Origin of the sequence: Streptomyces sp. TLI_146, from assembly GCF_002846415.1 — a bacterium.
Classification (GTDB): Bacteria; Actinomycetota; Actinomycetes; order Streptomycetales; family Streptomycetaceae; genus Streptomyces.
Map to the genome: position 1 here is coordinate 5957111 of NZ_PJMX01000001.1, position 26795 is coordinate 5983905.

The window sequence follows — 26795 nt, forward strand, 5'->3', positions numbered from 1 at the left end:
GCCGTGCGCCGCCGTGCGCCCGGTCAAGCGCCGCTGTGACCGCCCGTGCGTCCGCCCGCCCAGGTGCTGTCCGGAAAACGCATTTCGGCGGCCCGGGAGTGGGTACCTTCCGACTGGACCTCGACTCGCAACGACACGTGGCGCAACGACACGTGGCCTACAAGTGGTGCCCCGCCGACCGTCGACGAGGAGCGAGCGATGGACGACTGGCTGATCTACCGAGGCTTCGGGGCACCGGATCCGGAGCGGATCCGTGCGCTGCCCCCGCCGCCCCGCTGGCGCACCTTCGGCGGCGAGCCGCGCCCGTACACGGTCCCGGACATTGACATCGCCTCCAAGCGCCGGCTCGGCGACCGCGTCTCCGAGCTGTCCGCGCACGACGCCGAGACCCTCCAGCTGATCAACGCCGCGCTGTATCTGCGCCGCCCGCTGCTGATCACCGGCGAGCCCGGTTCCGGTAAGTCGACGCTGGCGCACTCCATCGCGTACGAACTGGGCCTCGGCCGGGTCCTGCAGTGGCCCATCATCAGCCGCACCGAGCTCAAGGACGGGCTCTACACGTACGACGCCATCGGGCGGCTGCACGACGCGCAGCTCTCCGACGGCCAGGCCGACGACATCGGCCGCTACATCCGGCTCGGCCCCCTCGGCACCGCGCTGCTGCCCGCCAAGCGGCCGCGCGTGCTGCTCATCGACGAGCTCGACAAGAGCGACATCGACCTGCCCAACGACCTGCTGAACGTGCTGGAGGAGGGCGAGTTCCCGCTGCCCGAGCTGGAGCGGATCGCCGACCGGCCGGGCCGTGACGTGGTGAAGGTCCTCACCGACGACGGACAGCGGGTCGAGGTGCCGAACGGCAAGATCAGCTGCCAGGCGTTCCCGATCACCGTCCTGACCAGCAACGGGGAGCGCGACTTCCCGGCGCCGCTGCTGCGCCGCTGCATCCATCTGCACCTGGAGCCGCCGCGCGAGGAGCGCCTCGCGGCCTTCGTCCAGGCGCACTTCGGGGCCGGCGCCGACGAGCGCAACGTCGATCTGCTCAGCCGGTTCACCCGCGACGACGGCGACGGCGAACTGCGCCCCACCGACCAGCTCCTGAACGCCATCTTCCTCACCCAGCAGATGACCGAGGAGGGGCCGGAGCGGCGCCAGGAGATAGCCGAGCTGCTGCTGCGGCCGCTGGACACCAGGCAGCGGTGACCCCGATGACCGCCGCCCGGGGCCCGCGCCCCGCCGAGAGCGCCGTGAGCTCCACGCTCACGGCCCTCGTGGCGCGCCTTCGGGAGGCGGAGATCCAGCCGACCGCCCAGGAGCTGGCGGACGCGCTGTGGCTGGCGGGCTTCGCCGGGCCGCTCACCCGGCCCCGGCCGCAGGTCCCGGACGCGGGGCGGCCCGTCGACTCCGGGCCCGCGGTCAAGCCGCCGGACCCCGTTGACGACACGGGCCCCGCCACCGCCGAGCGCGTCCCCGAACAGGGCGGCTCCGGCGGGCCCGCGGTCCGTCCGTACGAGGGCCGGGCCGATCTGTTCACCCCCGGGCCCGGCACCGGACCCGGTCCGGGCGGCGACGCCGGGGGCGCACCGGACGGCTCCGACGGGGTGCGGGTGGCCGCGCCCGCCGCCGCCACCCTGCCCGAACCCCTCGCCCTGCAACGGGCGTTGCGCCCCCTCCAGTACTACCGCCCGCCCGCCCGCACCACCGGCAGCCGCCTCGACGAGCAGGCCACCGCCGACCGGGCGGCCGACACCGGGCTGATCCTCCCGGTGCTCAGGCCCGACCGCCGCCGCCAGGCCCGGCTCGCCCTGCTGATGGACGTGTCCTCCTCGACCGTGGTGTGGGAGCAGACCTTCGACGAGCTGCGCCAGGTCTGCGAGCGGGCCGGGGCCTTCCGCGAGGTGCAGCTGCACTATCTGCACGAGGGCGCCGACGGACGGCCGCGCGTCGGCTCCGGCGTCGCCCCCGGCGGGCACCTCGCCGACCCCTCCCAGTTCTGGGACCCGGCCGGACGGCAGCTCACCCTGCTGCTCAGCGACTGCGCGGGCCCCATGTGGCGCAGCGGGCAGCTGCACCGGCTGCTGTACGGCTGGGCGCGCACCGCCCCGCTCGCCGTGGTCCAGCCGCTGCCGCAGCGCATGTGGCGCTCCACCCACCTGCCCACCCGGCAGGGCGTGCTGCGGCGCCGCGAAGGCCCGGCCGGGCGCCTGGAGTTCCGGCCGCGCAGGCCCGAGCGGGGCCGCGACGCCAGGGGGATCCCGGTGCCGGTGCTCGCCCTGCGCCAGTCCTCGTTCGGCGCCTGGGCGCGGCTGGTGAGCGGCTCCACCGAGCAGACCATGGAGGCCGCGGTCGGCCGGGTCCGCGCCGACCAGGCCCCGGCCGCCGGAAGCGCCCGCGCCGAGCGGACGCTCACACCCGCCGAGCGGGTCGCCGCGTTCCGCGCCACCGCCTCGCCCGACGCCGCCCAGCTCGCCGCCTGTCTGTCGGCGGCGCCGCTGGTGCTGCCCGTGATGCAGCTGGTCCAGCGGGCGATGCTGGTCGACAGCGGGCCCGAGGTGCTGGCCGAGGTGCTGCTCAGCGGGCTGCTGCGGGTCGCCGACGAGGAGGGCGCCGACCGGGACGCGCTGCCCGGCTACGTCTTCCTGGACGGGGTGCGCGAGGAGCTGTTCGAACATCTCGGCGCCGGGAGCGCGATCCTCGTGCTCAAGCACTGCTCGGAGTACGTGGAGCGGCGCTACGGGCGGACCGTGCGCAACTTTCCCGCGCTCGCCGCGGCCGTGCTCGCCGGGTCGGTCGACCCCGGGGGCAGCGCGCCCGCCGGGCCGTCCGACGACTCCCGGCTGCGGCCCTTCGCCCGGGTCTCGGCGCAGGTGCTGCGGCGCTTCGGCAGGCCCGACCAGTTCGTCCGGCCGGGCGGCGCCGACGGCGCCGGCTCGCGCGAGCTGTCCGAGCGCGCCCGCGACTGCCTGGACCGGTTCCGCTCGTACGGCACGGTCCGCGACCTCGACATGGGCGTCCAGCTGCTCGCCGCCGCCGTGCGGGGCGAGCGGCGGATCGCCGAACGGGCGTATCTGTACGGCGAGTTGGCGCAGGCGCTGCTGCTGCGCTGGGAGCTGCGGCGGCTCGGCGAGGACCTGGGCGAGGCCCTGAACGCCGTGGAGAACGCGCTGCCGCACGAGCGCCGCGCCCATCTGACCCTCGCCCGGATCCTGGAGGCGATGGCGGACGAGGCGGAGTCGGGCCGGGCGGGCGCGGACGAGGCGTGGTGGCTGACGGCGAAGGCCCGGGTGCGGGCGGAGTCCGGTAGCGAAGGGGAGGGCACGCAAGCGGGGGGCGGCGCGGCGGTCCTGGTCGAGCGCACGGCCCACGAGGTCGCCCTGGAGTTCCTCAACCGCGCCCACAACAGCCTCGCCCTGATCGGCGGGATCCCCCCGGCCTCCGCCGCCCAGCGCGCCGACTGGCGGGCCGCCTCGCTGGCCCGGGTCCGGGTGCTGCGCCGGCTCGCGGAGCTGGAGCCGAGGTGGACGGGCGGCTGCCTGGACACCGCGGTCCAGGTCGCCGACGCGCTCCTGAGGGAGGACCGCACCGCCGACGTCCTGCTGCTGCGCGGCGCGCTGCTGCTCGCCCTCGCCCGCCACGCGGCCGCCGGACCCGGCGAGGAGGCGCGGCTCACCGCCCGTGCGTACGCCGACCGGGCCGCCAAGGACCTCTACGCCGGGTTCGAGACCCTGGCGCCGGGCTCGGTCACCGACGCCGAGGTCAGCCGGGCCTGGCTGGACGTCGCCGACGCCGTGGAGCTCAGCCAGGCCGAGTCCGACGACGCCGTCCGGCTGACCGTCCTCCAGGCCCTCGACCAGGCCCGCCGCTACGCCGGCCCCGACCGCGAGGCCCAGGCCGTGTGCCTGCTGCGGATGGCGAAGGTGCTGCGCGAGCGGTACGAGTCGACCCGCAGCCGCACCCACCTCGACTCGGCGGTGGTGGCCTGGTCGGAGGCGCTGGAGCTGATGGGCACCGACGACCCGCGCCGCGCCGCCGCCTTCACCGAGCTCGGCGGCGCGCTCACCGCGCGGGCCCGGGCCAAGGAGTCCGTCGACGACGCCCGGGGCGCGGTGCGCGCGCTGCGCCGGGCGCTCGACGAGACCTCCGAGTCCGACCCCGAACTCGCCCGCCGGCGCTATCTGCTGGGCGCCGCCCACGTACAGCGCTTCCGCGCCGAGGAGGTCCTCTCGGACCTGCACGAGGCCCACTGGATACTGGGCGCGGCGGCCAGGGCCACCGAACGCAGCGCGGTCCTCGCCCGGATCTGGCTGCTGCGCGCCGAGGTGCTGCGGCTGCTGTCGGAGCGCACCGGCTCGCCGTCCCGGCTCGGCGAGGCGGCCGACCACGCGCTGCGGGCCGCGGAGGAGAGCAGGGCGGCCGGGGAGCCGCTGACGGAGGCGCGGGCGCGCCAGCTGCGGGCGCTGCTCCTGGAGCGCACGGCGGGACCGGCCCGGGCACGGGAGGAGCACCTTGAGGTACTGCGGATCCTTTCGGACGCGGCGGCGGCGGGACGGCCGGACGCCGAGGCGGAGGCCCTGAGCCGGGCGGCGGCCGACCGGCTCGACGGCGAACTGGGAGCGTCGTGACGGCGACCGCGACGGATGGGGCGACGGCGCTGCCGGACCCCGCGGCCTTACCGGACCTGCGCCCCCTGGCGGCCCGCTCCCCGCACGAGTGCGCCCACCCCGTACTGGCCGCGGTCCTCGCAGACCTGTGCCACCGGCCCGGGGCCGACGGGCGCGCCGGGGCGTACTTCAGCGACGCGCCCGCGGCCGGGGCCTACTTCGCGGACACCCCCTCGGCCCGCCCCGGCGACCCGCGCCGGAAAGACGTGCCGTGACCACCGCCGAGGAGCCCCGCTGGCCGCACCGCGAACTCGACCCGGACGCCGTGCGGCCCGTCCCGCTGCGCCAGTTCGTCCTGAAGGTGCACAGCCGGTGCAACCTCGCCTGCGACTACTGCTACATCTACCGCGGCCAGGACGCGAGTTGGCGCGAGCGCCCGTCACGGGTGCCCGAGACGACCGTGCGCCGCACCGCCCGCCGCATCGCCGAGCACGCCGCCGCCCACCGGCTGCCCGCGCTCCGCATCGACCTGCACGGCGGCGAGCCGCTGCTCGGCGGGGCCGGTCCCGTCGTGGCGTACGCGGCCGAGGTGCGGCGCGCCGTGCGCGAGGCCGTCCGGGGCGTGGTGCCCGGCGGCTGCGAGGTCACCGCGACCGTGCAGACCAACGGCACCCTGCTCACCCCGCGCACCCTCGACCGGCTCGCCGCCGCCCGCGTCCGGGTCGGGCTCAGCCTGGACGGGGGCGCGGCCCGGCTCAACACCCGCCGCACCGACCGCCGGGGCCGCTCCTCCTGGCCCGCGGTCGCCGCGGCCGCCCGGCTGCTCGCCCGGCGCCCCGCCGCGTACGCGGGGATCCTGTGCACGGTCGACCTCGCCGCCGACCCCGAGGACGTCTACCGCTCGCTGCTCACGCTCGATCCGCCCGGCATCGACCTGCTGCTGCCGCACGGCAACTGGGCCGCGCCGCCGCCCGGAATCAACCCGGCCCCGGTGCCGGGGCGGCGCGCGCGCCCCACCCCGTACGGGGACTGGCTGGTGCGGGTCTTCGACCTGTGGTGGGACGACGACCGGATGCGCACCGGGGTGCGGCTCTTCCAGGAGATCGTGGCGCTGCTCCTCGGCGTGCCGAGCTCGGTCGAGTCGGTGGGGCTCTCCCCGATGGTGGCCGTGGTGGTGGAGACGGACGGCGCGATCGAGCAGACGGGCGCGCTGCGCTCGGCGTACGAGGGCGCCTCCGCCACCGGCCTCGACGTCTTTCGCCACTCCTTCGACCGGGCCCTGCGCCATCCCGGCGTCGCCGCCCGCCAGTTGGGCGCGGAGGGCCTTTCGCCGGACTGTGCGCGGTGCCCGGTGCGGGAGGTGTGCGGGGGCGGCAACTACGCCCACCGGTACGCCCCGTACAGCGGATTCCTCCACCCCAGCGTGTACTGCGCCGACCTGGAGCGGCTGATCCGCCACATCGCGGCCCGGCTGGCGCAGGCCGACGGGGCGCAGCGGGGCCGCCGGTGACCGTCAACTCCTGCTCATCGACACCTTTGTGACGCACAATTGAAGTCGCGCGCACATTCCGCAGCTTCCGGCCCGAGCCGAGGGAGTCCGCCGCATGTCCGACCACGAGGGCGCCGTGGAGCCCACGCTGCCCGAGCCGGCCGAGGAGTCACCCCGTGTCACCGTGCTCTTCGCCGGGCAGAGCCAGGCCTGGGCCGACTGGATCGGGCAGCAGCTGGAGCGGGCGGGCCACCCCGCCGTCCTCATACGGTGGGACCCGCTGCACCTGAAGCCCGCCGACTCGGCCCTCGCCGACCTGCTGGAGCCGCCCGGGCACATCCTGGTGGTCCTGGACGACTGGTATCTGCGCTTCGACTCGGAGAAGTACCAGGGCTGGGCGCGGCTGCTGCGCGACACGCTGCCGCAGCACCGCGACCGGGTGGCCGCCGTCAGCGTCACCGCCAAACCGCTGCCGCCCGCCGCGGCCACCCTGCGCCCCATCGGGCTGCGCGGGGTCGGCCCCGACGAGGCGCGCCGCCGGGTCCTGGAGTGCGCCGGGACGCCGGGCCGCCCCGGCGCGGTCGTCCTGGAGCGGCCCATCCGCTTCCCCGACGACCGCCCCGGGATCTGGAACGCGCCGCGCCGCAACCGCCAGTTCACCGGCCGCGAGGACGCCTTCGAGCGGGTCCACGACATCCTGGCCGCCTCCGGCGAGGAGGGCGGCCGGGTGGTGATCCACGGGCTGAGCGGCGTCGGCAAGACCCAGGCCGCGATGGAGTACGTCCACCGGTTCGCGGGTGAGTACGACATCGTCTGGTGGGTCGGCGCCGCCGCCAAGGCCAGCGCCCGCGAGGGGTTCGCGGCGCTCGCACCGGCGCTGGGCCTGCCGCAGGGCAGCCGGCTCGGCGAGGTCATCACGGCCGTGCGCGGGGCCCTGGAGGCGACCGGCCGGCGCTGGCTGGTCGTCTTCGACGGTGCGGAGAGCCCGGAGGCGGTCGGCGAGCTGATCCCGGAGGGCCCCGGGCACGTCCTGGTCACCGCCAACTCGCCCGAGTGGCCCGGCCTGAGCGCCCAGCTGGTGCAGCTGCCGCCGTTCGACCGCGAGGAGAGCGTCGCCTTCGCCCGCCGCCGCGCCGAGCGGCTCGGCGAGCAGGACGCCGACCGGCTCGCCGAGGCCGTCCAGGACCTGCCGCTGCTGCTCGACCAGACCGCCACCTGGATCGCCAACAACCCTGCCGCCTCCGTCGCCGACTATGTACGCGGCATCAGCCAGGGCGACCCGCACACCGTCTCCACCATGCCCTCCCGCGAGTACCCGGCCAGCTTCCAGGCCGCCTGGTCCAAGACGCTCAACAGCCTGCACGAGACCTCCGCCGAGGCCTGGGAGCTGCTGAAGCTCCTCGCCCACTTCTCCCCGGACTCGGTCCCGCTGCGGCTCCTCCAGAACGCCCGGGTCAGCGATCTGCCGCCGCACCTGGCCGCCCTGGTCACCGACCCCAGCAGCTGGAACTCGGCGCTGCGCACGCTCTCCCGGGTGACGTCGACGCCGCTGGAGTACGACGACCCCGGCCGGCTCGGCACCCGTACCGTCGGCTCCCTGCGCATCCACCGGCTGCTGCACCGCTTCGTCCGCGGCAGCCTGCCCGAGCAGGACCACGAGCGGGCCACCGCCACCGCCTGCCGGGTGCTGGTCGCCGCCGACCCGCGCGACCCGGCGGGCTCCCACAACTGGCCGCGGTACGCGGAGCTCATCCCGCACCTGGAGCCGTCCGGCGCGCTCACCTCCACCGACCCGGACGTGCGCCGCCTCGTCCTCAACTGCATCGAGTACCTGCGGGTGCGCGGCGAGTTCCGCGAGGGGCGCCGGCTCAGCGGCCTCGCCGTGGAGTCCTGGCGGCCGCTGTCCGGCCCCACCGACGGCCTCGTCCTGGTCGCCACCCACCAGCTCGCCCATATGTTGCGCCAGTTGGGGGAGTACGGACGTGCCGAGGAGCTGGGCCGCGACACCCTGCGGCGGCTGATGGCGGAGGGCCGCGGCGGCATCGAGGTGGTCCGCGCCAAGAACGGCCTGGGCGGCACGCTGATGGTGCTCGGCAAGTACGCCGAGGCGCGCGCCCTGTTCGAGGAGGCGGCGGGGGAGACCGCTGCCCTGCTCGGCGACTGGAAGGTGCCCCGCCTCCTCGCGATCCGCCACAACCTGGCGGTCACCCTCGCCCTCCAGGGCCACTACGCCAAGTCGCTCTCGCGCCACGAAGAGGTCCTGGAGGAGTGCATCTCGGTCCTCGGCGGCAAGGACCACCTCACCCTCCAGGCCGGGCTGTACAAGGCCCAGATGCTGCGGCTGATGGGCCGGTACGGGGAGGCGCTGACCATCCAGGAGTACAACCACCGCCTGCACCGCCAGATCCTGGGCGACGACCACCCCCAGACGCTCACCGCCCAGCACAACCTGGCCCTGTGCCTGCGCCGCGACGGCGAGCCCGAGCGGGCCAGGGGGCTGCTCTGCGAGGCCCGCGAGGCGATGCTGCGGCGCTCCGACGCGACGGCGTTCACCTGCGACTACGCCATGCTGCTGAGGGATCTGGGCCGCCACGAGGAGGCGCACGCGCTGGCCACCGAGGCGGCCGCCGGATACGAGGAGCTGCTGGGCGCGGAGCACCCGTACACGATCGGCGCGCACGACAACGTGGCACTGGTGCTGCGCGAGACGGGCGAGCACCGCGCCGCCCGCGACCTCTCCGAGCGCAATCTGCGGGCCTTCACCCGGGTGCTCGGCCATGTCCACCCCTGGACGCTGGGGTGCGCCATGAACGCCGCCTCGGCGCGGGCGGCCGACGGCGATCTGCCGGGCGCGGCCGAGCTCGGCCGCTCCGCGCTTGTGCGGGCGGTCACCTCGGTCGGCCAGACGCATGTCCTCGCGGTCAACCTCCAGGCGGGCCTCGCCCAGGACCTGCGGGCGCTCGGCCGCCGGGCCCAGGCCGCCGAGCTGCTCCGGGACGCGGTGACGACACTGACCGTCGCCCTCGGCGAGAACCACCGCCAGACCGCCTACATGAGGAGCGGGGCGCGGCCGTACTGGGACTTCGAGCCGATGCCGGTGTGAGGCGGCTGGGGCGGATGTGGTGGCTGTGGCGGTTGTGAGCAAAGCCACGTATGGCCGGATCCGATATGGCTCTGACGTTCCTCTGACATGGAACAGGCAATTCCCTGACGTGGACGTGCTGTTCCTGTAGTTGGTGGCCGAATTCCGTGCTCTCCCCGCGACGCCCCGCCTTGAAGCGGAGCATGATCGTCAACATCCTTGATGGGGCCCGGAGCAATGCTCAAGGGGCGCTCCCTTCGGGTGGGCGACGATCGGGCGCGTGCCGAGAACCCTCCCCCGGTCAGGGCGGGAGGCCGATTCCCCATGCCTTCGGAAGGGTGTGCCATGACTCAGGGCGACACGATCGGCGCCGGAGCGTCGGCCGCGGCAGCCGACACGTCCCACGGGAAACGGTCCACGCGCCTGGGGAGGACGACCGGGTTACGCACGGTCGCCACCCGGGACGGCTGGCTGCGCCCCGAGGCCACCCGGCTGCCCTCGCTGACCGGACTGCGCTTCCCCGCGGCCCTGCTGGTCTTCCTCAACCACACCGGATTGCCGTTCCCGTTCCTGCGCCTGGTGAAGGACGACGACGCGGCGATGGACTGGTTCGACCTCACCCGGAACGCGGGCGCCCTCGGCGTGACGTTCTTCTTCGTCCTCAGCGGATTCGTCCTCACCTGGGCGGTCCGGGAAACGGACACCATACGCGCCTTCTGGCGTCGCAGGATCGTGAAGATCTACCCGAACTACGCGATCACCTGGGGCCTGGCGATGGTCCTCTTCGCCTCCGCCTATACGCCGGCCAGGACCGCCGTACTGAACCTGCTCATGGTGCACGTATGGGTGCCGGAGTTCGATGTGTTCTCCAGCGTGAACCAGCCCAGTTGGTCGCTGGGCTGCGAATTGCTCTTCTATCTTTCCTTCCCGCTGCTGCACAAGATATTCCGCCGCATCAAGGCCGGGCACCTCAAGTACTGGATATCCGGGGTGACGGCGGCCATCATCGCCACGCCGTTCTTCACCTACCTGCTGCTGCCGGACGACCCCAACTTCCCCGGCGGCCAGGCACTCGGCGCCCGCGCCTCCACGCACCAGTACTGGTTCGCGTACAACTTCCCGCCGATGCGGCTGCTCGACTTCGCGCTCGGCATGCTGGTCGCGCAGGCGGTGCTCCACGGGCGCTGGTGGAACATCGGCATGACCTGGTCGGGCCTGCTGCTGGCCGGGAGCTATGTGTGGGCCTCCCACGTGCCGTTCCTCTACTCGCAGCGGTCCATGACCATCGTCCCGATCATCTTCCTGATCGCGGCCGCCGCCACCGCCGACGCGAGGAACCAATTCACACTCTTCCGCAATCGCGCGATGATCTGGCTCGGCGAAGTCTCCTTCGCCTTCTACCTCGTCCACTTTGTCGTACTCGCATATGTGCGCAAGTGGCTGGGCCACGAGATGTACTCGGTGCCGCAGACCGTCGGCATCGTCCTCGTGGAATTCACGATCGCCCTGCTGGCGTCGTGGGCGCTGTACGCACTGATCGAGCGCCCCCTCACCCGTAACTGGTCAAAACCCCGGCACCCCAAGGCCGCGGCGAGCTGACCCGCTCCGAACCACTTGCATTCAAGTGGAGTTCAAGATTCGACTGTAAGGATTCCCCCCATGAAGACCATCGCCCTCATTACAGGTGCCAACAAAGGAATCGGATTCGAGATCGCGCGCCAGCTCGGCGAGCTGGGCATCACCGCGATCGTGGGCGCGCGCGACGAGGAGCTCGGCAAAGCCGCCGCCGAGAAGCTCGGCCAGCCCTTCGTGCAGATCGATGTGACCGACCCGGAGAGCATCAAGAAGGCCGCCACCTACATCGACCTCGCCTACGGCAAGCTCGACATCCTGGTGAACAACGCCGGTATCACGGTCTCGCACGAGGACGGCAAGCCGAGCGCCACCTCGCTGGAGACCATCCGCTCGGTCTACGAGACCAATGTGTTCGGTGTCGTGGCGGTGACCAACGCGTTCCTGCCGCTGCTGCGCAAGTCGCCGGCGGGCCGGATCGTCAACCAGTCCAGTGAGATGGGCTCGCTCACCAACGTGCTCAACCAGGACCACCCGATCTGGCACGTCAACAACCTGCCGTACAACTCCTCCAAGACCGCGCTCAACATGATCACGGTGTCCTACGCCAAGGAGCTGTGGGACACCCCGATCAAGGTCAACGCGGTCGACCCGGGCTGGTGCCGTACCGACATCACCGGGGGCGAAGGCTACAAGTCGGCCGAGCAGGGCGCGGCGATCGCCGTGAAGCTCGCCACCCTGGACGCGGACGGCCCCACCGCCACGTTCGTGCAGGACCAGGGCGAACTGCCCTGGTAGACAAGGCCGTTACGGCAAGCTGTTACCTCCCACACCCGCACTGCTGAAGGAACAGAACGATGTCCACTCCCCGTATGAACAACCCCGCGCAGGTGCTGCCCGACTCGATGGCGGCCATCGGCGGCCTCATCAAGTCGATCCGCAAGTCCGGTGTCGACGACGCCGTTCTCGAACTGATCCACCTGCGCGTCAGCCAGATCAACGGCTGCGGCCCGTGCCTGGACGCGTCGGCCAAGGCCGCGCAGAAGGCGGGCGTCTCCGACGAGCGCATCTTCTCGGTGGGCGCCTGGCGCGAGACGCCGTTCTACAGCGACGCCGAGCGCGCGGCGCTGGCGCTCGCCGAGCACGTCACCCGGCTCGCGGACCGCGAGGACGCGGTGCCGGACGCCGTGTGGAACGAGGCCGCCGAGCACTACGACGAGCAGCAGCTGGCCGCCGTGGTCCTCCAGATAGGTGTGGTCAACCTGTTCAACCGCCTCAACGCCTCGACCAAGCAGCAGGCGGGCCAGGCCTGGTGACCGCGTCGCACGCCGCCGGGGACCTTGTTCCCCGGCGGCGTGCGGCAGTCGGCCGCCACAGAGGCCGGCCGAACGAGCCCACCGGCGGCGGACGCTGTCACATTTGCCGGGGCCGGTTCGTCAGGAGAATGACGGAACGCGAACCAAAAGGATGTGACCGATGGACGAGCGCGAGTGGCTGGCGCAGCGGTTCGAGGAGAACCGGAGTCATCTGCGGGCGGTGGCCTATCGGATGCTCGGCTCCGTGAGCGAGGCGGACGACGCCGTCCAGGAGGCCTGGATCCGGCTGAGCCGGTCCCACAGCGACGACATCGAGAACCTGGCGGGCTGGCTGACGTCGATCGTCGGCCGGGTCTGCCTCGACATGCTGCGCTCGCGCCGGGCCCGGCGCGAGGACCCGCTGGACGCCCAGGTCACCGAGCCGGCCCTCGCGCCGGACGACGCGGGCGACCCCGAGCACCAGGCGCTCATCGCCGACTCGGTCGGTCTCGCCCTGCTCGTGGTCCTGGAGACGCTGGAGCCCGCCGAGCGGCTCGCGTTCGTCCTGCACGACATGTTCGCCGTCCCGTTCGACGAGATCGCCCCCATCGTCGACCGCACCCCGACCGCGGCCCGCCAGCTCGCCAGCCGGGCGCGCCGCCGCGTCCAGGGGGCCGAGCCGGTGCCGGACCCCGACCTCACCCGGCAGCGCCAGGTCGTCGACGCCTTCCTCGCCGCGGCCCGCGGCGGTGACTTCGAGGCGCTGGTCGCGGTCCTCGACCCCGATGTGGTGGCGCGCACCGACGTCAACGCCGAGGTCGGCAGGCTGTCGGTGATCCGCGGCGCGGCGGCGGTGGCCAAACAGGCCCTCACCTTCGCCCAGTTCACCAAGGCGGCCCAGCCGGCGCTGGTCAACGGGGCGCCGGGCGTGGTGGCGAACAGCGGCGGCCAGCAGTTCCGTGTGATGGCCTTCAAGTTCACGGACGCCGTCATCGTCGAGATCGATGTGATCGCCGACCCCGCGCGGCTGCGCGAGCTCGACCTGGCGGTGCTCCAGGACTGAGCCGCCGCCCCGTACGGGAAAGGGCCCGGAACCGCGACCGCGGTTCCGGGCCCTCCTGTGTGGGGGCGCATCACCGCAGGTCAGACACCGTTCTAAAACTATTTTTCGTCCAGCGGTCACATTCGCCGCGCGGGATCCGTCATATCAGTGACGGACGAGTCCGGGCGGTGAGCCGAGGGGGGCAGCACCGGTGGAGCGTCCGTCGCCCTCGTTCGGGGGCGCCCGTACGAACAAGCCCCCGATGGAGAGCAGCCTTTGACACGTATGGCCCGCGTCCCGAACTGAACTCTCGGGCGGCGTTCCGTATGCGGACGCGGTTGTGTCCGGCAGCCATCCGGCAGCGCCGGGGGCGCTCTCACCCACTCGATTTCCCATTGATTTAGGAGTCTCGCAATGGCTGCCGCCGACTCACTCCCGAGGTCGGGACCCGCGACGGGCGTGAAGCCCGGCCTGATCCTGGCGTTCCTGTGCCTGGGCCAGTTCATGGTCTTCCTCGACGTGTCGATCGTGAACCTCGCCCTCCCGTCCATCCAGGACGGGCTCGACATGTCCGATGTCAGTCTCAACTACATCGTGACCGCCTACTCCACCGTGCTCGGCGGCTTCCTGCTGCTCAGCGGCCGGCTCGCCGACACCTTCGGGCGCCGGCGGCTCCTGATGACCGGCTTCGTGGTGTTCGCCCTGGCCTCGCTCACCTCGGGCCTCGCGCAGAACGCCGCCATGCTGATCACCTCGCGTGGCTTCCAGGGCCTCGGCTCCTCGATGATCGCCCCCGCCGCGCTCTCGATCCTCACCAACACCTTCCCCGAGGGCGCCGAGCGCAACAAGGCGCTGGGTGTCTGGGGTTCGCTGGCCGGTATCGCCTCGATCGTCGGCGTGATGCTCGGTGGCGTCCTGGCCGACGGCCCGGGCTGGGAGTGGATCTTCTGGATCAACGTGCCGATCGGTCTGGGCGTGGTGCTCCTGGCCCCGCGCATCCTGCCCGAGAGCAAGTCGGACGCGCCGCGCCAGCGCTTCGACTTCGCGGGCGCCGCGACCCTCACGGCCGGTCTGCTGCTCCTCATCTTCACCCTCGGTGAGGCCATCAACGTCGGCTGGGGCACCGCCCGTACGATCGGCAGCCTGATCGGTGTCGCCGTCCTGCTCGTCGCCTTCCTCGTCATCGAGACCAAGGTCGAGGCGCCGATGATGCCGCTGCGCATCTTCCGCCTCAAGACGATGCGCGTCGCCAACCTCTCCGCGATCCTGGTCTTCGGTACGTTCGGTGCGCTGTTCTTCTTCGCCAGCCTCTTCATGCAGCAGGCGTTCGGATACTCGCCGATGAAGGCCGGCTTCGCCTATGTGCCGCTCGCCCTCGCGGTGGCGGTCGGCGCCGGCATCGCCTCCGGCATGATCACCAAGATGGCCGCCCGCCCGGTGCTCGCCGTGGGTCTGACGCTGACCACCTCCGGCCTGCTGATCCTGTGGCGCACCGGCGCCGGCAGCTCGTACCCGACGCACCTGCTGCCCGCGTTCGTCCTGCTCGGCCTCGGCTGCGGCATGGTCTTCGTGACGCTCCAGATCGCCGCGTTCGTCGGCATCCCGGACGAGGAGGCGGGCATCGGCGCCGGTCTCATCAACACCAGCCAGGAGGCCGGTGGCGCCCTCGGCCTCGCCGTGATCGCGACCATCGCGTACAACGGCCTGGAGGACAAGCTCGCCAAGACCGGTGGCGACCCCGGCAAGATCCACGACATCCAGGCGACGGCCAACCACCACGCCTTCCTCTCCGCCGCGATCCTCTGCTTCGGCGCCCTCCTCGTCGCGCTGTTCTTCATGCCGAAGGGCGCGCAGTCGATGAGCTCGGCGCACGCGCACGGCAACGGTGACGCGGAGGTCGCGGGTACGCCCGAGACCGCCGGGGTGGAGAAGTAGTACTGACCTCTGTGAACCGCCCGCTCGCCGCATAGGGCTGGGCAGGCCGTGGCGCTCCTCCGACACCTGGCGGAGGAGCGCCATCGGTCGCTGAACGGGGGCCGGGCCGCCGTGGCCACGGCCCCCTGGAACGCCTGGAAGGACGTATCCGCGATGTCACTGCCCCGAGGGCGGACGAGCGCTCCGGAGGTCTCCGCCTCGGTGGCGGCGTTCCTCACCGAGCCGCTCACCGCCACGCTGACCACCCTGCGGCCCGACGGCTCGCCCCATGTGGCGCCCGTCCGGTTCACCTGGGACGCGGCGTCGGGGCTGGCCCGGGTCATGACGGTCGTCACCTCGCGCAAGGCGCGCAACGTGCTGGCGAACCCGGGCGGCCGGGCCGTCCTGTGCCAGGTGGAGGGCTTCTCCTGGGTCACCCTGGAAGGCACCGGCAGGGTGTCGGACGACCCGGCGCGGGTGGCCGAGGGCGTCAGGCGCTACGCCAAGCGCTATTGGTCGGCTCCGCCGAATCCGCCCGGCCGGGTGGTCCTGGAGATCGCGGTCGACCGGGTGATGACCCTCAATACGTAATTCCCCGCACCACACCGCACGGCTTTATCGGCGCGGCACCACCGGATGCACCCCATTCGGCGGCGCCGCGCCCTTTTGTATTGCATACGATCCAACTCCCGTACAGAACTGATGACTTGAGTCGTACTCAGGCGCCCGCTGCCACGATCGGTGATATCGGCTGATCCATGTCATCCAGCTGCACGAGGAGTGCGAATATGACCCAGGGCGCAATTGTTGTCGGGGCCGGTCCGGTCGGGCTGATGCTCGCCGGTGAACTCCGCCTTGCCGGTGTGGAGGTCGCCCTCTACGACAAGCTGCCGGCTCCCAGCGGGGAATCGCGCGGCCTCGGATTCACCGGCCGTACGGCCGAAGTCCTCGACCAGCGCGGCCTGTTGAGCAGGCTCGGCGAGTTCCGCTGGGGCAAGCAGGGCCACTTCGGCGGCGTCCGCATCAACTTCGACGAGCTCGACGAGAGCCACTACGGCATCATGGGCCTGGCCCAGTCCCGTACCGAGGACACCCTCGGCAAGTGGGTCGAGGAGCTCGGCGTCACCGTGCGCCGCGGATACGAGGTCACCGGCTACCGCGAGACCGAGGACGGCGTCGTCGTCGAGTACGAGGGCCCCGACGGCCCCGGCGAGGAGGCGGCCCAGTACCTGGTCGGCACCGACGGCGGCCGCTCCACCATCCGCCGCCTGGCCGGTATCGACTTCCCGGGCGAGCCCGCCACCCGCGGGATGTACCTGGCCGACGTGGTCGGCGCCGGACTGCGGATGCGCCCCATCGGCGAGCGCATCGAGGGCGGCGGCATGGTCCTCTCGGTCACCCTGGAGCCGGGCATCGACCGCATCGTCATCCACGAGCCGGGTGTGCGCCCGCACCACGGCGAGGGCGAGCTGACGTTCGCCGAGGTCGCGGACGCCTGGGAGCGCATGACCGGGGAGGACATCCACGGCGCGAGCGCCCGCTGGATGTGCGCGCTGACCAACTACACCGGCCAGGCCACCGACTACCGCAAGGGCCGTGTCTTCCTCGCCGGCGACTCCGCCCACGACCACGCCCCGCTCGGCGCGCAGGGCGTCAGCGTCGGCATCCAGGACGCCGTCAACCTCGGCTGGAAGCTGGCCGCCGCCATCAAGGGCCAGGCACCCGACGGGCTTCTGGACACCTACCACTCCGAACGGCACCCGGTCGGGCAGCAGTTGCTGCGCAACACGCTCGCCCAGTCGCTGATCTACCTCAGCGGCGAGGAGATGGAGCCGCTGCGCGCCGTGCTGCGCGAGCTGGTGCAGATCCCGGACGCCGCCCGCCACCTCGCGGGCCTGGTCAGCGGTCTGGACGTACGGTACGACGTCGACACCGACGGCAGCGGCCACCCGCTGCTCGGGCTGCGCCTCGCCCCGGGCCGCGAGGTCGAGCAGGCCGACGGCGGCCGCAAGCGGGTCGCCGAGCTGCTGCACGCCGGGCACGGCGTCCTGATCACCACCGGTGACTCGCGCGAGGCGGCCGAGCTGGCCGCGGGCTGGGCGGACCGCGTCGACGTGGTCACCGGCAGCTGGGTGCCCTCGGGCACCGCCGCCGGCCAGGACCCCGAGGCCGTTCTCGTCCGCCCCGACGGACACGTCGTGTGGGCCGCACCCGACGGCGGCAAGCTCCGCGACGCGCTTGAGCGGTGGTTCGGCGCGGCTCAAGTGGCCGCTTAGAAGCTGACTGCGCAACCAGCCGCCACCCTGCCCAGGGCCTGTCCGGCGCCTACCCGCCGGACAGGCCCCGGCCGTACCCACCGCACAGCTCCATCCGAAAGGGATCCACCATGACTGTCCTCGTCACCGGCAGCAGCGGCAAAGTCGGCTCGCACCTCGTGCGGCTCCTGCACGCCAGGGGCGTCGCCGTACGCGCCGGCTCGCGCAGCCCCGAGAAGCTGACGCTGCCCGAGGGCGTCGAGTCCGTGAAGCTGGCGCTCGACGAGCCCGCCGGCTTCCCGGCCGCGCTCGCCGGGGTGACCTCGGTCTTCCTGTACTGCGAGGCCTCCGCCGTCGACGAGTTCGTCCAGCGGGCCGAGCAGGCCGGTGTCGAGCACGTCGTCATCATGTCCGCCGACGCGGTGCTGCGCCCCGACGCGGCCGTCAACCCGATCGCCGCGCCCCACCTCGCGGTGGAGCGGGCGCTCGCCGCCTCCTCGATCACCTCGACCCCGCTGAACTGCGGCGCCCTCGCCAGCAACGCCATGCCGTGGGCCTGGCAGCTCAAGGCGCGCGGCACGGTCGGCCTGCCGTACCCGAACAGCTACGCCGACCCGGTCAACGAGCGCGATGTCGCCGAGGCGGCCCTCGCGGTGCTCACCGACCCCTCCCTGCGCGGCCGTTCGTACCACCTCACGGGCCCCGAGGCGCTCACCTTCACCCAGCACATCGCGGCCATCGAGGCGGCCGCGGGCCGGTCCATCCCGGTCACCGAGGTGCCCCCGGCAGTGTGGCGGGCGAACAAGCCCGACTTCATGCCGGGTGACATCGCGGACGCGCTGCTCGACCTCTGGGCGGCCAGTTCCGCCCCGGTACCGCTCACCGACGACGTCGAGAGGCTGACCGGCCACCCCGCCCGGCCCTTCTCCGAGTGGGCCCAGGAGTACGCGGGCCCGTTCCGCGGCTGACAGCGGCCTCCCCCCTCCGCTCGGCACGTCCCCCCCCCACGTTGACCCGTACGACAAGGCAGGACAGACATGTCGCTCGACCGCAGGAAGATGATGACCCTGGGCGCCGGGTCGGCCGCCCTCGCGATGGCCGGCGGCGCCGTCGCCGCCGAACCCGCCTCGGCCACCGGGCACCACGGCGTCCCGGACGACGCGGCGCTGGCGCGGTCCCTGCCCGGCGGGTTCCGCAGCCATTACGCGCGCGTCAACGGAGTGCGGCTGCACTACGTGGCCGGCGGCTCGGGCGCGCCCCTGTTCCTGCTCCCCGGCTGGCCGCAGACCTGGTGGTCGTACCGCAAGGTCATGCCGCTGCTGGCGCGCCGCTTCCGGGTGATCGCGGTCGATCTGCGGGGCCAGGGCTCCTCGGAGAAGCCGCAGGGCGGCTACGACAAGAAGACGATGGCCCGCGACATCCGCGAGCTGGTGCGCGCGCTGGGCTACGAGCGGGTCAATATCGCGGGCCACGACATCGGGTCCAAGGTGGCGTTCAGCTTCGCCGCCAACCACGGCGACGCCACCCGCAAGGTGGCGATGCTGGACGCCCTGCACCCCGACGAGAGCTTCTACGAACTCCCGCTGATCCCGCGCCCCGGCGCCGGCTTCAACCTGTGGTGGTACGCCTTCAACCAGGTGCAGGGGCTCCCGGAGGAGCTGATCCGCGGCCGCTCCCGGCACCTCATCGACTGGTTCTTCGCCAACTCCCTCTCCGACCAGTCCCTGGTGAGCGACTTCGACCGGAACGTCTACGCGCGGGTGTACGACACCCCCGACGGCATCCGGGCGGCCAACGGCTGGTACCGGGCCTTCGCCCAGGACATCGCCGACATCAAGACGTATCCGAAGATCACCGCGCCCCTGCTCGGCCTCGCCTCCGAGGTCAGCTACGCCCAGTTCCGGCAGACGCTGCCGGCGCTGGCGACCGACGTACGCGTGGTGAAGCTCGACAGGACCGTGCACTACCTCCAGGAGGAGGCCCCGGACCGCGTCGCCGGGGCGTTCACGGAGTTCTTCGCCTGACCAACGATGACATACGAGGAGCACGCACATGGCACACGGAGCGATCATTGTCGGGGCCGGCCCTGTCGGGCTGATGCTCGCCGGTGAACTCAAGCTCGGCGGTGTGGACGTGGCCGTCTACGACCGGCTGCCCGCGCCCAGCGGCGAGTCCCGCGGCGTCGGCTTCACCCGCCGCGCCGCCGAGGTCTTCGACCAGCGCGGACTGCTCGCCCGGTTCGGTGACGTCGAATGGGCCCAGGGCCACTTCGGCGGGGTGCGCATCGACTTCTCCAAGCTGGACGACAACCACTTCAGCGTGCGGGGCGTGCCCCAGTTCCGTACCGAGGAGATCCTGGAGGGCTGGCTCGCCGAGCTCGGCGTGAAGGTCCACCGCAACCACGAGGTGACCGGCTTCCGGGAGACCGAGGACGGCGTCGTCGTCTCCTTCGAGGGCCCCGACGGGCCGGGCGAGGCCGAGGCCCAGTACGTCGTCGGCTGCGACGGCGCCCGCTCGGTCGTCCGCAAGACCGCCGGGATCGACTTCCCCGGCTGGGACGCCACCCGCGGTATGTACATGGCCGACCTGGTCGGCGCCGGGGTGCGCCAGCGGCCCATCGGGGAGCAGGTGCCCGGCGGCATGGTGATGGCGTTCAACCTGGAGAACGGCGTCGACCGGATCGTCATCCACGACGAGAAGCTGCGCCCCCACGAGGACAAGAGCCAGCTCACCTTCGAGGTCGTCGCGGACGCCTGGCAGCGGATGACGGGGGAGTCCCTGCACCACGCCGAGGTCCGCTGGATCAGCGCCTTCACCGACACCACCCGGCAGGCCTCCGAGTACCGCAAGGGCCGCGTCTTCCTCGTCGGGGACGCCACCCACATCCATATGCCGGCCGGTGCGCAGGGCATGAGCGTCGGCGTCCAGGACGCGGTGAACCTGGGCTGGAAGCTGGCCGCCGCCATCAACGGCTGGGCGCCCGAGGGCCTGCTCGACACCTTCCAGTCCGAGCGGCACCCGGTCGGGGAGAAGCTGATGCGCAACACCCGCGCGCAGACCCGCCTCTACCTCACCGGCGACGAGATGGAGCCGCTGCGCGCGGTGATGCGCGAGCTCGTCGAGTCCCCGGACGTGGCCCGCCATCTGGCCGGACAGGTCAGCGGTCTGGACGTGCGGTACGACATGGGCGCGACCGGCCACCCGCTGCTCGGTATGCGCCTGTCGCCGGACCGCGAGCTGAAGCTCGCCGACGGCGCCCGGACCCGGGTCGCGGAGCTGCTGCACGCCGCGCGCGGTGTCCTGATCACCACCGGCGAGGCGCGCGAGGCGGCCGAGCTGGCCGAGGGCTGGGCGGACCGCGTCGACGTGGTCAGCGGCAGCTGGGTCCCGGCGGACAACCCGGCGGACGAGGACCCCGAGGCCGTACTGCTGCGCCCCGACGGCCACGTGGCCTGGGTCTCGCGCGACGGCGGCAAGCTGCGCGACGCGCTGGAGCGCTGGTTCGGCACGGCTCGCTGAGCCGGGCGGGCCGCCGGGCCCCGAGCTCCCGGCGGCCCGCGCGAGGCGCCCGAGGCACACGAGCAGCGCTCTAGCCGGGCGCAGTGTAATCGCCCCCGGCGGCGAGCATCCCCCGCCGTTCACGTCCCTTCCTCTCCCCCCACGAGAGGACAACCCCCACTGTCCCAGGAAGGTTTGTCATGACGCACGGCGCGACCAGGACGCTGCGCGAGGTGCCGACGCGGGACGGCCTGCTCAGTCCCGGGCTCTCGCGGCTTCCCTCGCTGACCGGGCTGCGGTTCCCCGCCGCGCTCCTGGTCTTCTTCAGCCATGTAGGCCTGCCGGTCCCCCTGCTGCGCCTGCTCAAGGACGACCAGGCGACGAACGACCTCGCCAAGGCGACGGAGAACGCCGGCTCCCTGGGTGTCGCCTTCTTCTTCGTGCTCAGCGGCTTCGTGCTGACCTGGTCCGCCCGGGAGAAGGACACCGCCCGCGCCTTCTGGCGCCGCCGGTTCGCCAAGATCTACCCCAACTACGCCATCACCTGGGGTCTGGCGATGCTGGCGTTCGCCTCGTCGTTCACCCCGACGCGGGTGGCGCTGGCCAACCTGTTCATGGTCCAGGTCTGGGTGCCGGACTTCCAGTACCTGTTCAGCGTGAACCCGCCGAGCTGGTCCCTGGGCTGCGAGTTCGTCTTCTACGCCTCCTTCCCGCTGCTGCACCGGCTGTTCCTGCGCATCCCGGCCGAGCGGCTGAAGTACTGGATCGGCGGCCTCGTCGCGGCGATCATCCTCACGCCGCTGTTCACCTACAACGTGCTGCCCGACGCGGGCGCGGTGTCGCTCACCGGGGCCCCCGCGGACGCCTCGGTGAAGCAGTACTGGTTCTCCTACTTCCTGCCGCCGGTGCGGCTCCTCGACTTCGCGCTCGGCATGCTGGTCGCGCACGCGGTGATGCGGGGGCGCTGGCGCAACATCGGCATCGTCTGGTCGAGCCTGCTGCTCGCGGGCGGCTACTGGCTCTCCTCGCAGGTGGACCTGCTCTACTCGCAGCGCTCGACCACCATCATCCCGATCGTCCTGCTCATCGCGGCCGCCGCCACCTCGGACATCGAGGGCAGGTTCACGGTCTTCCGCAACCGTACGATGGTGTGGCTCGGCGAGATCTCCTTCGCCTTCTACCTCCTGCACTTCATCGTGCTCGCCTACGGCCGCAAACTCCTCGGCCACGACCTCTACTCGACGCCCGCGGCCATCGGTCTCATCGCGGCGATGCTCGCCGTCAGCGTGCTCGCCTCCTGGGCGCTGTACGCACTCGTGGAGCGGCCGATCACGCGGCGCTGGTCCCGCTCCCGCAAGGCCCGGGCGGCCGCCGCCGCCACCTGAACACAATCGTCCGATTTGTGGTTGCACAGACCACGCGAATCAGCCACCCCCCAAGGCCGGCACGCTCCCAACGGGCGTGCCGGCCGCTTGTGTTGGGGCCTATGTGGCCGAAAAGCGAGCGCGACCCGAGTTGATCTCAAGGCCCCTGCTTCACAGTAGCTACCGAACCCCCCAACCCCCCGAACAGAACCTGAGGAGCCAGCCATGCACGAGCCGCGTATGGACAACCCGGCCGCCTTCAACCCCGAGGCCGCCCGGCTGATCCAGGAGCTCTACTTCGCCTCCCGCAAGGGCGGCGTCCCCGAGCTCATCCTGGGCCTGGTGCACCTGCGGGCCAGCCAGATCAACGGCGACAGCTTCTGCGTCTCCGGGGACGCCCAGCGCGCCCGGGAGGCGGGCCAGAGCGACGAGAAGCTCTTCGCCGTGGCCGCCTGGCGCGACGCGCCGTTCTTCACCGAGGCCGAGCGCGCCGCGCTGGCGCTCGCCGAGGCGGCCACCCGTATGGCCGACAAGTCCGACCCGGTTCCGGACGAGGTGTGGAACGAGGCGACCAAGCACTTCAACGCCGAGCAGATCTCGTCCCTCGTCCTCACCATCGGTGTGACGAACCTGTTCAGCCGCCTCAACGTCACCACCAAGCAGCTGGCGGGCAGCCGGGAGTGGGACAGGTAGGGCCGGACGGCCCCACGCACGCACGGGCGGGCGGACGGCCCGGTCACCCGGTACCCGGGGGCCGGGCCGTCCGCGGCAGCACAACCCGGCCGGTCGGCGCGCGCCGACCGGCCGGCCGGCAGACCGAACCGACAGTCCAGTTGACAGCTCAGAGACGACTCCCATGTCCCAGGAGGGTGTGCCATGACTCACGGCAACACGATCGGCGGCGGGCCGCCGGCCGCCGCCGCACGCGAAGTGCCGGTCCGCGACGGCCTGCTGCGCCCCGAGACCACGCGGCTGCCCTCGCTGACCGGGCTGCGGTTCCCCGCCGCGCTCCTGGTCTTCCTCAACCACACCGGGCTGCCGTTCCCGGGGCTGCGGCTGCTGAAGGACAACGGCACGACCAAGGACTGGTTCGAGCTCACCAAGAACGCGGGCTCCCTCGGCGTCACGTTCTTCTTCGTCCTCAGCGGGTTCGTGCTGACCTGGTCGGCGCGCGCGAGGGACACCTCACCCGCGTTCTGGCGCCGCCGGTTCGTGAAGATCTACCCGAACTACGTGGTCACCTGGGTGCTGGCGATGGTGCTGTTCGCCTCCGCCTACACCCCGACCCGCACCGCCGTGGCCAACCTCTTCATGGTCCAGGTGTGGGTGCCGAAGTTCGACGTCTTCTCCAGCGTGAACACGCCGAGTTGGTCGCTCGGCTGCGAGTTGGTCTTCTACGCCTGCTTCCCCCTGCTGCACCACCTGTTCCAGCGCATCCCGGTCGAGCGGCTGAAGTACTGGATCGGCGGTCTGACCGCCCTGGTGATCGCCACCCCGGCCATCACCTACGCCGTCTTCCCCGACAAGCCGTACTTCCCCGGCGGAGAGCAGCTGGGCGCGCACGCCACCGTCACGCAGTACTGGTTCGCCTACTTCCTGCCGCCGGTGCGCATGGTGGACTTCGCGCTCGGCATGCTGGTGGCGCTCGCGGTGATGAAGGGCCGCTGGTGGAACATCGGCATGCTCTGGTCGACCGTGCTGCTCGTCGGCGGCTACGTCCTCGCCTCGCACGTGCCGTTCCTCTACTCGCAGCGCTCGACGACGATCATCCCGATCGTCTTCCTGATCGCGGCCGCCGCGACCGCGGACGTGAAGGGCTCCTTCAGCCTCTTCCGCAACCGCACGATGGTGTGGCTCGGCGAGATATCGTTCGCCTTCTATCTGATCCACTTCATCGTGCTCACCTACGGCCGCAAGTGGCTCGGGCACGACTACTACTCGACCGCCCAGACGACCGGCCTGCTGGCCGCGATGTTCGCCATCAGTGTGCTGGCGGCCTGGGCGCTGTACGCACTGGTCGAGCGGCCGATCACCCGCGGCTGGTCCAGGCCCAGGCGCACGAGGGCCTCGGCGGGCAGCGCGGGTCCGCTCGCCGGGGCCAAGTGACCTGCGCCAGGTTCAGTCGATCCCCCGAATGATGTTCAGCTCGACGTCGTCCTCCTCCGCCCCGGCGAGCCGGAGCGGAGGAGCGACGGCGACGAGGTCACCCGGCCGAAGCTCGTGATCTTCCCGGTCTTCCCTGTTCTCGTACATCTGCTCCCCCTTCGCATGGATACGAGCACGGGCCGTTCGAGCATGGCCGTCCGGTGGCGGCACGGCGAGCCGCCGGGTTGCACACGGCTCGGATCAGGCCGCGTACAGATCGAACGTGGAGGTGCGGCGCGGGCCCGCCACGACGTCGAGCTGGGGGTCGACGGCGAGGATCGCCTGGTGCAGCCGCTGGAGCTGCGGCGAGGGCTCCACACCGAGGTCCTCGATGAGCCGGCCGCGCAGCTTGCGGTACACATCGAGCGCGGTGGCCTGCCGTCCGGAGCGGTAGAGCGCCACCATGGCCTGCGAGTGCAGCCCCTCGTGCTGGGGGTGACGGGCGATCAGATCGGTGAGCTCGGCGGTCAGTTCGGCATGCCTGCCCAGGCGTAAGTCGGCGTCGATCCGGCGTTCCTTCACCACGAGACGGCTCTCCTCCAGGCGCATCACCTCGATGTCGAGGATCGGCCCGACCCGCACGTCCACGAGCGCGGGCCCCTCCCACAGGTCGAGCGCCCGCCGGAAGCAGTCCGCCGCCTGCTCGTTGTGGCCCTCGTCGAACGCCAACTGACCCTCCGCCGCCAGCTGTTCGTACGCGTGGACGTCGACCGCCTCGGACGGGATCTGGAGCAGATAGCCGCCGTAGCGCGTGGCCAGAACATCCTTGGCCGAAAGTTGTGCGTCGGGACCCATGGCACCGGCGAGCCGGCGCCGCAGCTGGAGGATGTAGGTCTGGAGGGTGGTCAGCGCGCTCTGCGGCAGATCGGTGCCCCAGATCTCCTCCATCAGCGTCGGTACGGGGATGACGCGCCCCGGGTACAGGGCGAGCAGCGCGAGGATCTGACGGGGCTTGCCCGCCGTGGGGACGACGGAGACTCTGTTCACTTCGGCACTCAAAGGGCCCAGGACCTGAATTTTCACGGCTTCCTCTCGGATAAAAGGCGGGGGTGCGCCGGGACATCGTTGTCTCCCCCCGGGGCCGGGCCGCCGGGGGAGCAGTCGTACGTACGGGTCAGCTCGCGCGGGCGACGAACTGCTCGGTGACGGGGGCGCCGTCGGGCACCGGCGAGCCGGGCCGGGCCGCGAGGATGGCCATCTGGAGCCTGCCGAGCGCGGCCGAGGGCTCCAGACCGGCCTGGGCGACGAGGGTCGCGCGTAGCCGCTGGTAGGCGTCGAGCGCCTCGCTGCGCCGCCCGGAGCGGTGCAGCGCCAGCATGAACTGGCCGTGCAGCGCCTCGTGCATGGGGTGGCGGCTGACCAGCACGGTCAGCTCGGAGAGCAGCTCGCGGTGGCGGCCGAGGCGCAGATCGGCCTCGATGCGCCGGTCGAGCGCGGCGAGGCGGGCCTCCTCCAGCCGCTCGGCCTCGGTGCGCAGCCGGGTGCCCTGGTGGACGCCGGTGAGCGCGGACCCCGTCCACAGGGCGAGCGCCTCGCGCAGCAGCCGGGCGGCGCCGGTGTGGTCGCCGGCGTCCATGGCCCGGTGGCCGGCCGTGGCGAGCCGCTCGAACTCGCGGAAGTCCACGGTCCCTTCGGCGTCCTCGGTGCCGTCGCCGCCGGTCTCCAGGCGGTAGCCGCCGGGCAGCGTGACGAGGACGTCCTTGGCGGTGCGCCGCTCGCCGTCCCGGCGGGCCAGCGCCTCGCCGATGAGCTCGCGGAGCTGCATCACATACGTCTGCACGGTCGTACGGGCACTGCGCGGCGGGGCGTCGTCCCACAGCTCTTCTGCCAGTGTCGCGAGCGGCACCACCTGATCGGAGTGCAGCGCGAGGAGTGCCAGCACTTGCCGAGGCTTCGGGGCGGTCGGCGCGATCGATAACCCGTTCTTCCGCACCGACAGTGCACCCAGCACTTCGATGTCCATTTTTCTCCCCAGAGTCGGGAAATGAGGGGGGTAAGGGTATTCGGGTCGGAAGTGTCCGCTCGGCTGGCAGGCCCTCGGCGGCAACCCGCTTTGATCATGTGCCCGAACCCACCCGCTGCGGCAAGCCCGCCTGTGGCTGATTTGACGTACCTGTCAAAGTCCTGACCGCGTTGTCAAAATCCTGTAGCAGTCGCGAATTCTGCTCGGATTGAAGCCGCTCGACTCTGGGTAAAGAACGGCCGGATGTGGCGGATTTTCGCGGCCGTGCGCCCTGCCCCCGCCCGGATCCCGCTCCCACTTCGACCCCGCTCCCGTGGTGCTCCGGGATCCGGATCTTACGTGGTCCTTAGGTAAGCGCCCAGTGCACAGGCACCCCACACCGCCCGATGTGGCGTGGGTCACACCTGACTCCCGTCACATTCGCGGGCCACGTTTCGTCATAGCTGTGACGGAGGAAGCCGACCGGTGTGGATGTTCTGGCAGGGCCGGTCGGCGTCCGCCGTCACAGTTCCCGCGTTTTTCTGTGTGAAGTGTTCGGCGTTTTACGTGAGATCTTTTGAGGAGAGCAAACCATGACT

21 protein-coding genes are annotated in these 26795 nt (G+C 72.0%); 18 read left to right on the forward strand and 3 right to left on the reverse strand.

The genetic code is table 11. From position 1 onward, the window contains the following. The first annotated feature begins 198 nt into the window (after positions 1–198). From BX283_RS26815 to BX283_RS26900, 18 genes are all read left to right on the forward strand, one after another. Positions 199–1200 carry a MoxR family ATPase gene (locus BX283_RS26815; RefSeq protein WP_101390069.1) on the forward strand — a complete coding sequence of 334 codons (1002 nt, stop codon included), beginning with the start codon at positions 199–201 and terminating at the stop codon, positions 1198–1200. 5 nt (positions 1201–1205) lie between these two features. Next, entirely contained in the window at positions 1206–4619 is a 3414-nt protein-coding gene (locus BX283_RS26820) for an SAV_2336 N-terminal domain-related protein (RefSeq protein WP_180357260.1), read from the forward strand. Then, positions 4616–4873 carry a hypothetical protein gene (locus BX283_RS26825; protein ID WP_101390070.1) on the forward strand — a complete coding sequence of 86 codons (258 nt, stop codon included), beginning with the start codon at positions 4616–4618 and terminating at the stop codon, positions 4871–4873. The genes BX283_RS26820 and BX283_RS26825 overlap by 4 nt, the downstream gene beginning before the upstream one ends. Next, positions 4870–6108, forward strand: coding sequence for an FxsB family cyclophane-forming radical SAM/SPASM peptide maturase (locus BX283_RS26830; RefSeq protein ID WP_257583885.1), 1239 nt, complete (start codon positions 4870–4872; stop codon positions 6106–6108). The genes BX283_RS26825 and BX283_RS26830 overlap by 4 nt, the downstream gene beginning before the upstream one ends. Before the next feature lie 94 nt (positions 6109–6202). After that, a complete protein-coding gene (gene fxsT / locus BX283_RS26835) occupies positions 6203–9190 on the forward strand; it encodes an FxSxx-COOH system tetratricopeptide repeat protein (RefSeq protein WP_101390071.1) in 2988 nt (995 codons plus the stop codon). A gap of 324 nt (positions 9191–9514) precedes the next feature. Further along, positions 9515–10768 (forward strand): acyltransferase, encoded by a 1254-nt coding sequence (locus BX283_RS26840; protein ID WP_101390072.1) that lies wholly within the window; start codon positions 9515–9517, stop codon positions 10766–10768. A gap of 60 nt (positions 10769–10828) precedes the next feature. Next, positions 10829–11539, forward strand: a complete 711-nt coding sequence (locus tag BX283_RS26845; RefSeq protein ID WP_101390073.1) for an SDR family oxidoreductase — start codon at positions 10829–10831, stop codon at positions 11537–11539. 59 nt (positions 11540–11598) lie between these two features. Beyond that, positions 11599–12057, forward strand: a complete 459-nt coding sequence (locus BX283_RS26850; RefSeq protein WP_101390074.1) for a carboxymuconolactone decarboxylase family protein — start codon at positions 11599–11601, stop codon at positions 12055–12057. Positions 12058–12217: 160 nt separating this feature from the next. Continuing rightward, a complete protein-coding gene (locus BX283_RS26855) occupies positions 12218–13099 on the forward strand; it encodes a sigma-70 family RNA polymerase sigma factor (protein WP_101390075.1) in 882 nt (293 codons plus the stop codon). Positions 13100–13492: 393 nt separating this feature from the next. Beyond that, on the forward strand, positions 13493–15013 hold the full coding sequence (locus BX283_RS26860; RefSeq protein ID WP_101390076.1) for an MFS transporter: 1521 nt from the start codon (positions 13493–13495) through the stop codon (positions 15011–15013). A gap of 153 nt (positions 15014–15166) precedes the next feature. Next, positions 15167–15583: a pyridoxamine 5'-phosphate oxidase family protein gene (locus BX283_RS26865; RefSeq protein WP_101392591.1), complete on the forward strand. Its 417-nt coding sequence runs from the start codon at positions 15167–15169 to the stop codon at positions 15581–15583. 197 nt (positions 15584–15780) lie between these two features. Further along, on the forward strand, positions 15781–17268 hold the full coding sequence (locus tag BX283_RS26870; protein ID WP_101390077.1) for an FAD-dependent monooxygenase: 1488 nt from the start codon (positions 15781–15783) through the stop codon (positions 17266–17268). A 110-nt stretch (positions 17269–17378) separates the two neighbouring features. Next, entirely contained in the window at positions 17379–18215 is an 837-nt protein-coding gene (locus tag BX283_RS26875; protein WP_101390078.1) for an NAD(P)H-binding protein, read from the forward strand. 69 nt (positions 18216–18284) lie between these two features. Beyond that, positions 18285–19271, forward strand: a complete 987-nt coding sequence (locus tag BX283_RS26880; protein ID WP_101390079.1) for an alpha/beta fold hydrolase — start codon at positions 18285–18287, stop codon at positions 19269–19271. 28 nt (positions 19272–19299) lie between these two features. Further along, positions 19300–20766, forward strand: coding sequence for an FAD-dependent monooxygenase (locus BX283_RS26885; RefSeq protein ID WP_101390080.1), 1467 nt, complete (start codon positions 19300–19302; stop codon positions 20764–20766). A 179-nt stretch (positions 20767–20945) separates the two neighbouring features. Then, positions 20946–22130 (forward strand): acyltransferase, encoded by a 1185-nt coding sequence (locus tag BX283_RS26890; RefSeq protein WP_101390081.1) that lies wholly within the window; start codon positions 20946–20948, stop codon positions 22128–22130. 204 nt (positions 22131–22334) lie between these two features. Further along, a complete protein-coding gene (locus tag BX283_RS26895; RefSeq protein ID WP_101390082.1) occupies positions 22335–22802 on the forward strand; it encodes a carboxymuconolactone decarboxylase family protein in 468 nt (155 codons plus the stop codon). A gap of 183 nt (positions 22803–22985) precedes the next feature. Continuing rightward, positions 22986–24215, forward strand: coding sequence for an acyltransferase (locus BX283_RS26900; RefSeq protein ID WP_101390083.1), 1230 nt, complete (start codon positions 22986–22988; stop codon positions 24213–24215). A gap of 12 nt (positions 24216–24227) precedes the next feature. Here BX283_RS26900 and BX283_RS41725 read toward each other — a convergent pair whose 3' ends face one another. The 3 genes from BX283_RS41725 to BX283_RS26910 all read right to left on the reverse strand — a co-directional run bounded on the left by BX283_RS41725 (position 24228) and on the right by BX283_RS26910 (position 26217). Further along, the gene (locus tag BX283_RS41725) at positions 24228–24362 is read right to left on the reverse strand and encodes a hypothetical protein (protein ID WP_257583886.1); all 135 of its coding nucleotides are present in this window, start codon (positions 24360–24362) and stop codon (positions 24228–24230) included. A gap of 93 nt (positions 24363–24455) precedes the next feature. Beyond that, positions 24456–25277: an AfsR/SARP family transcriptional regulator gene (locus tag BX283_RS26905; RefSeq protein WP_101390084.1), complete on the reverse strand. Its 822-nt coding sequence runs from the start codon at positions 25275–25277 to the stop codon at positions 24456–24458. A 91-nt stretch (positions 25278–25368) separates the two neighbouring features. Further along, complete coding sequence (locus BX283_RS26910) at positions 25369–26217, reverse strand: AfsR/SARP family transcriptional regulator (protein WP_101390085.1); 849 nt, start codon at positions 26215–26217, stop codon at positions 25369–25371. Positions 26218–26795: the final 578 nt, after the last annotated feature.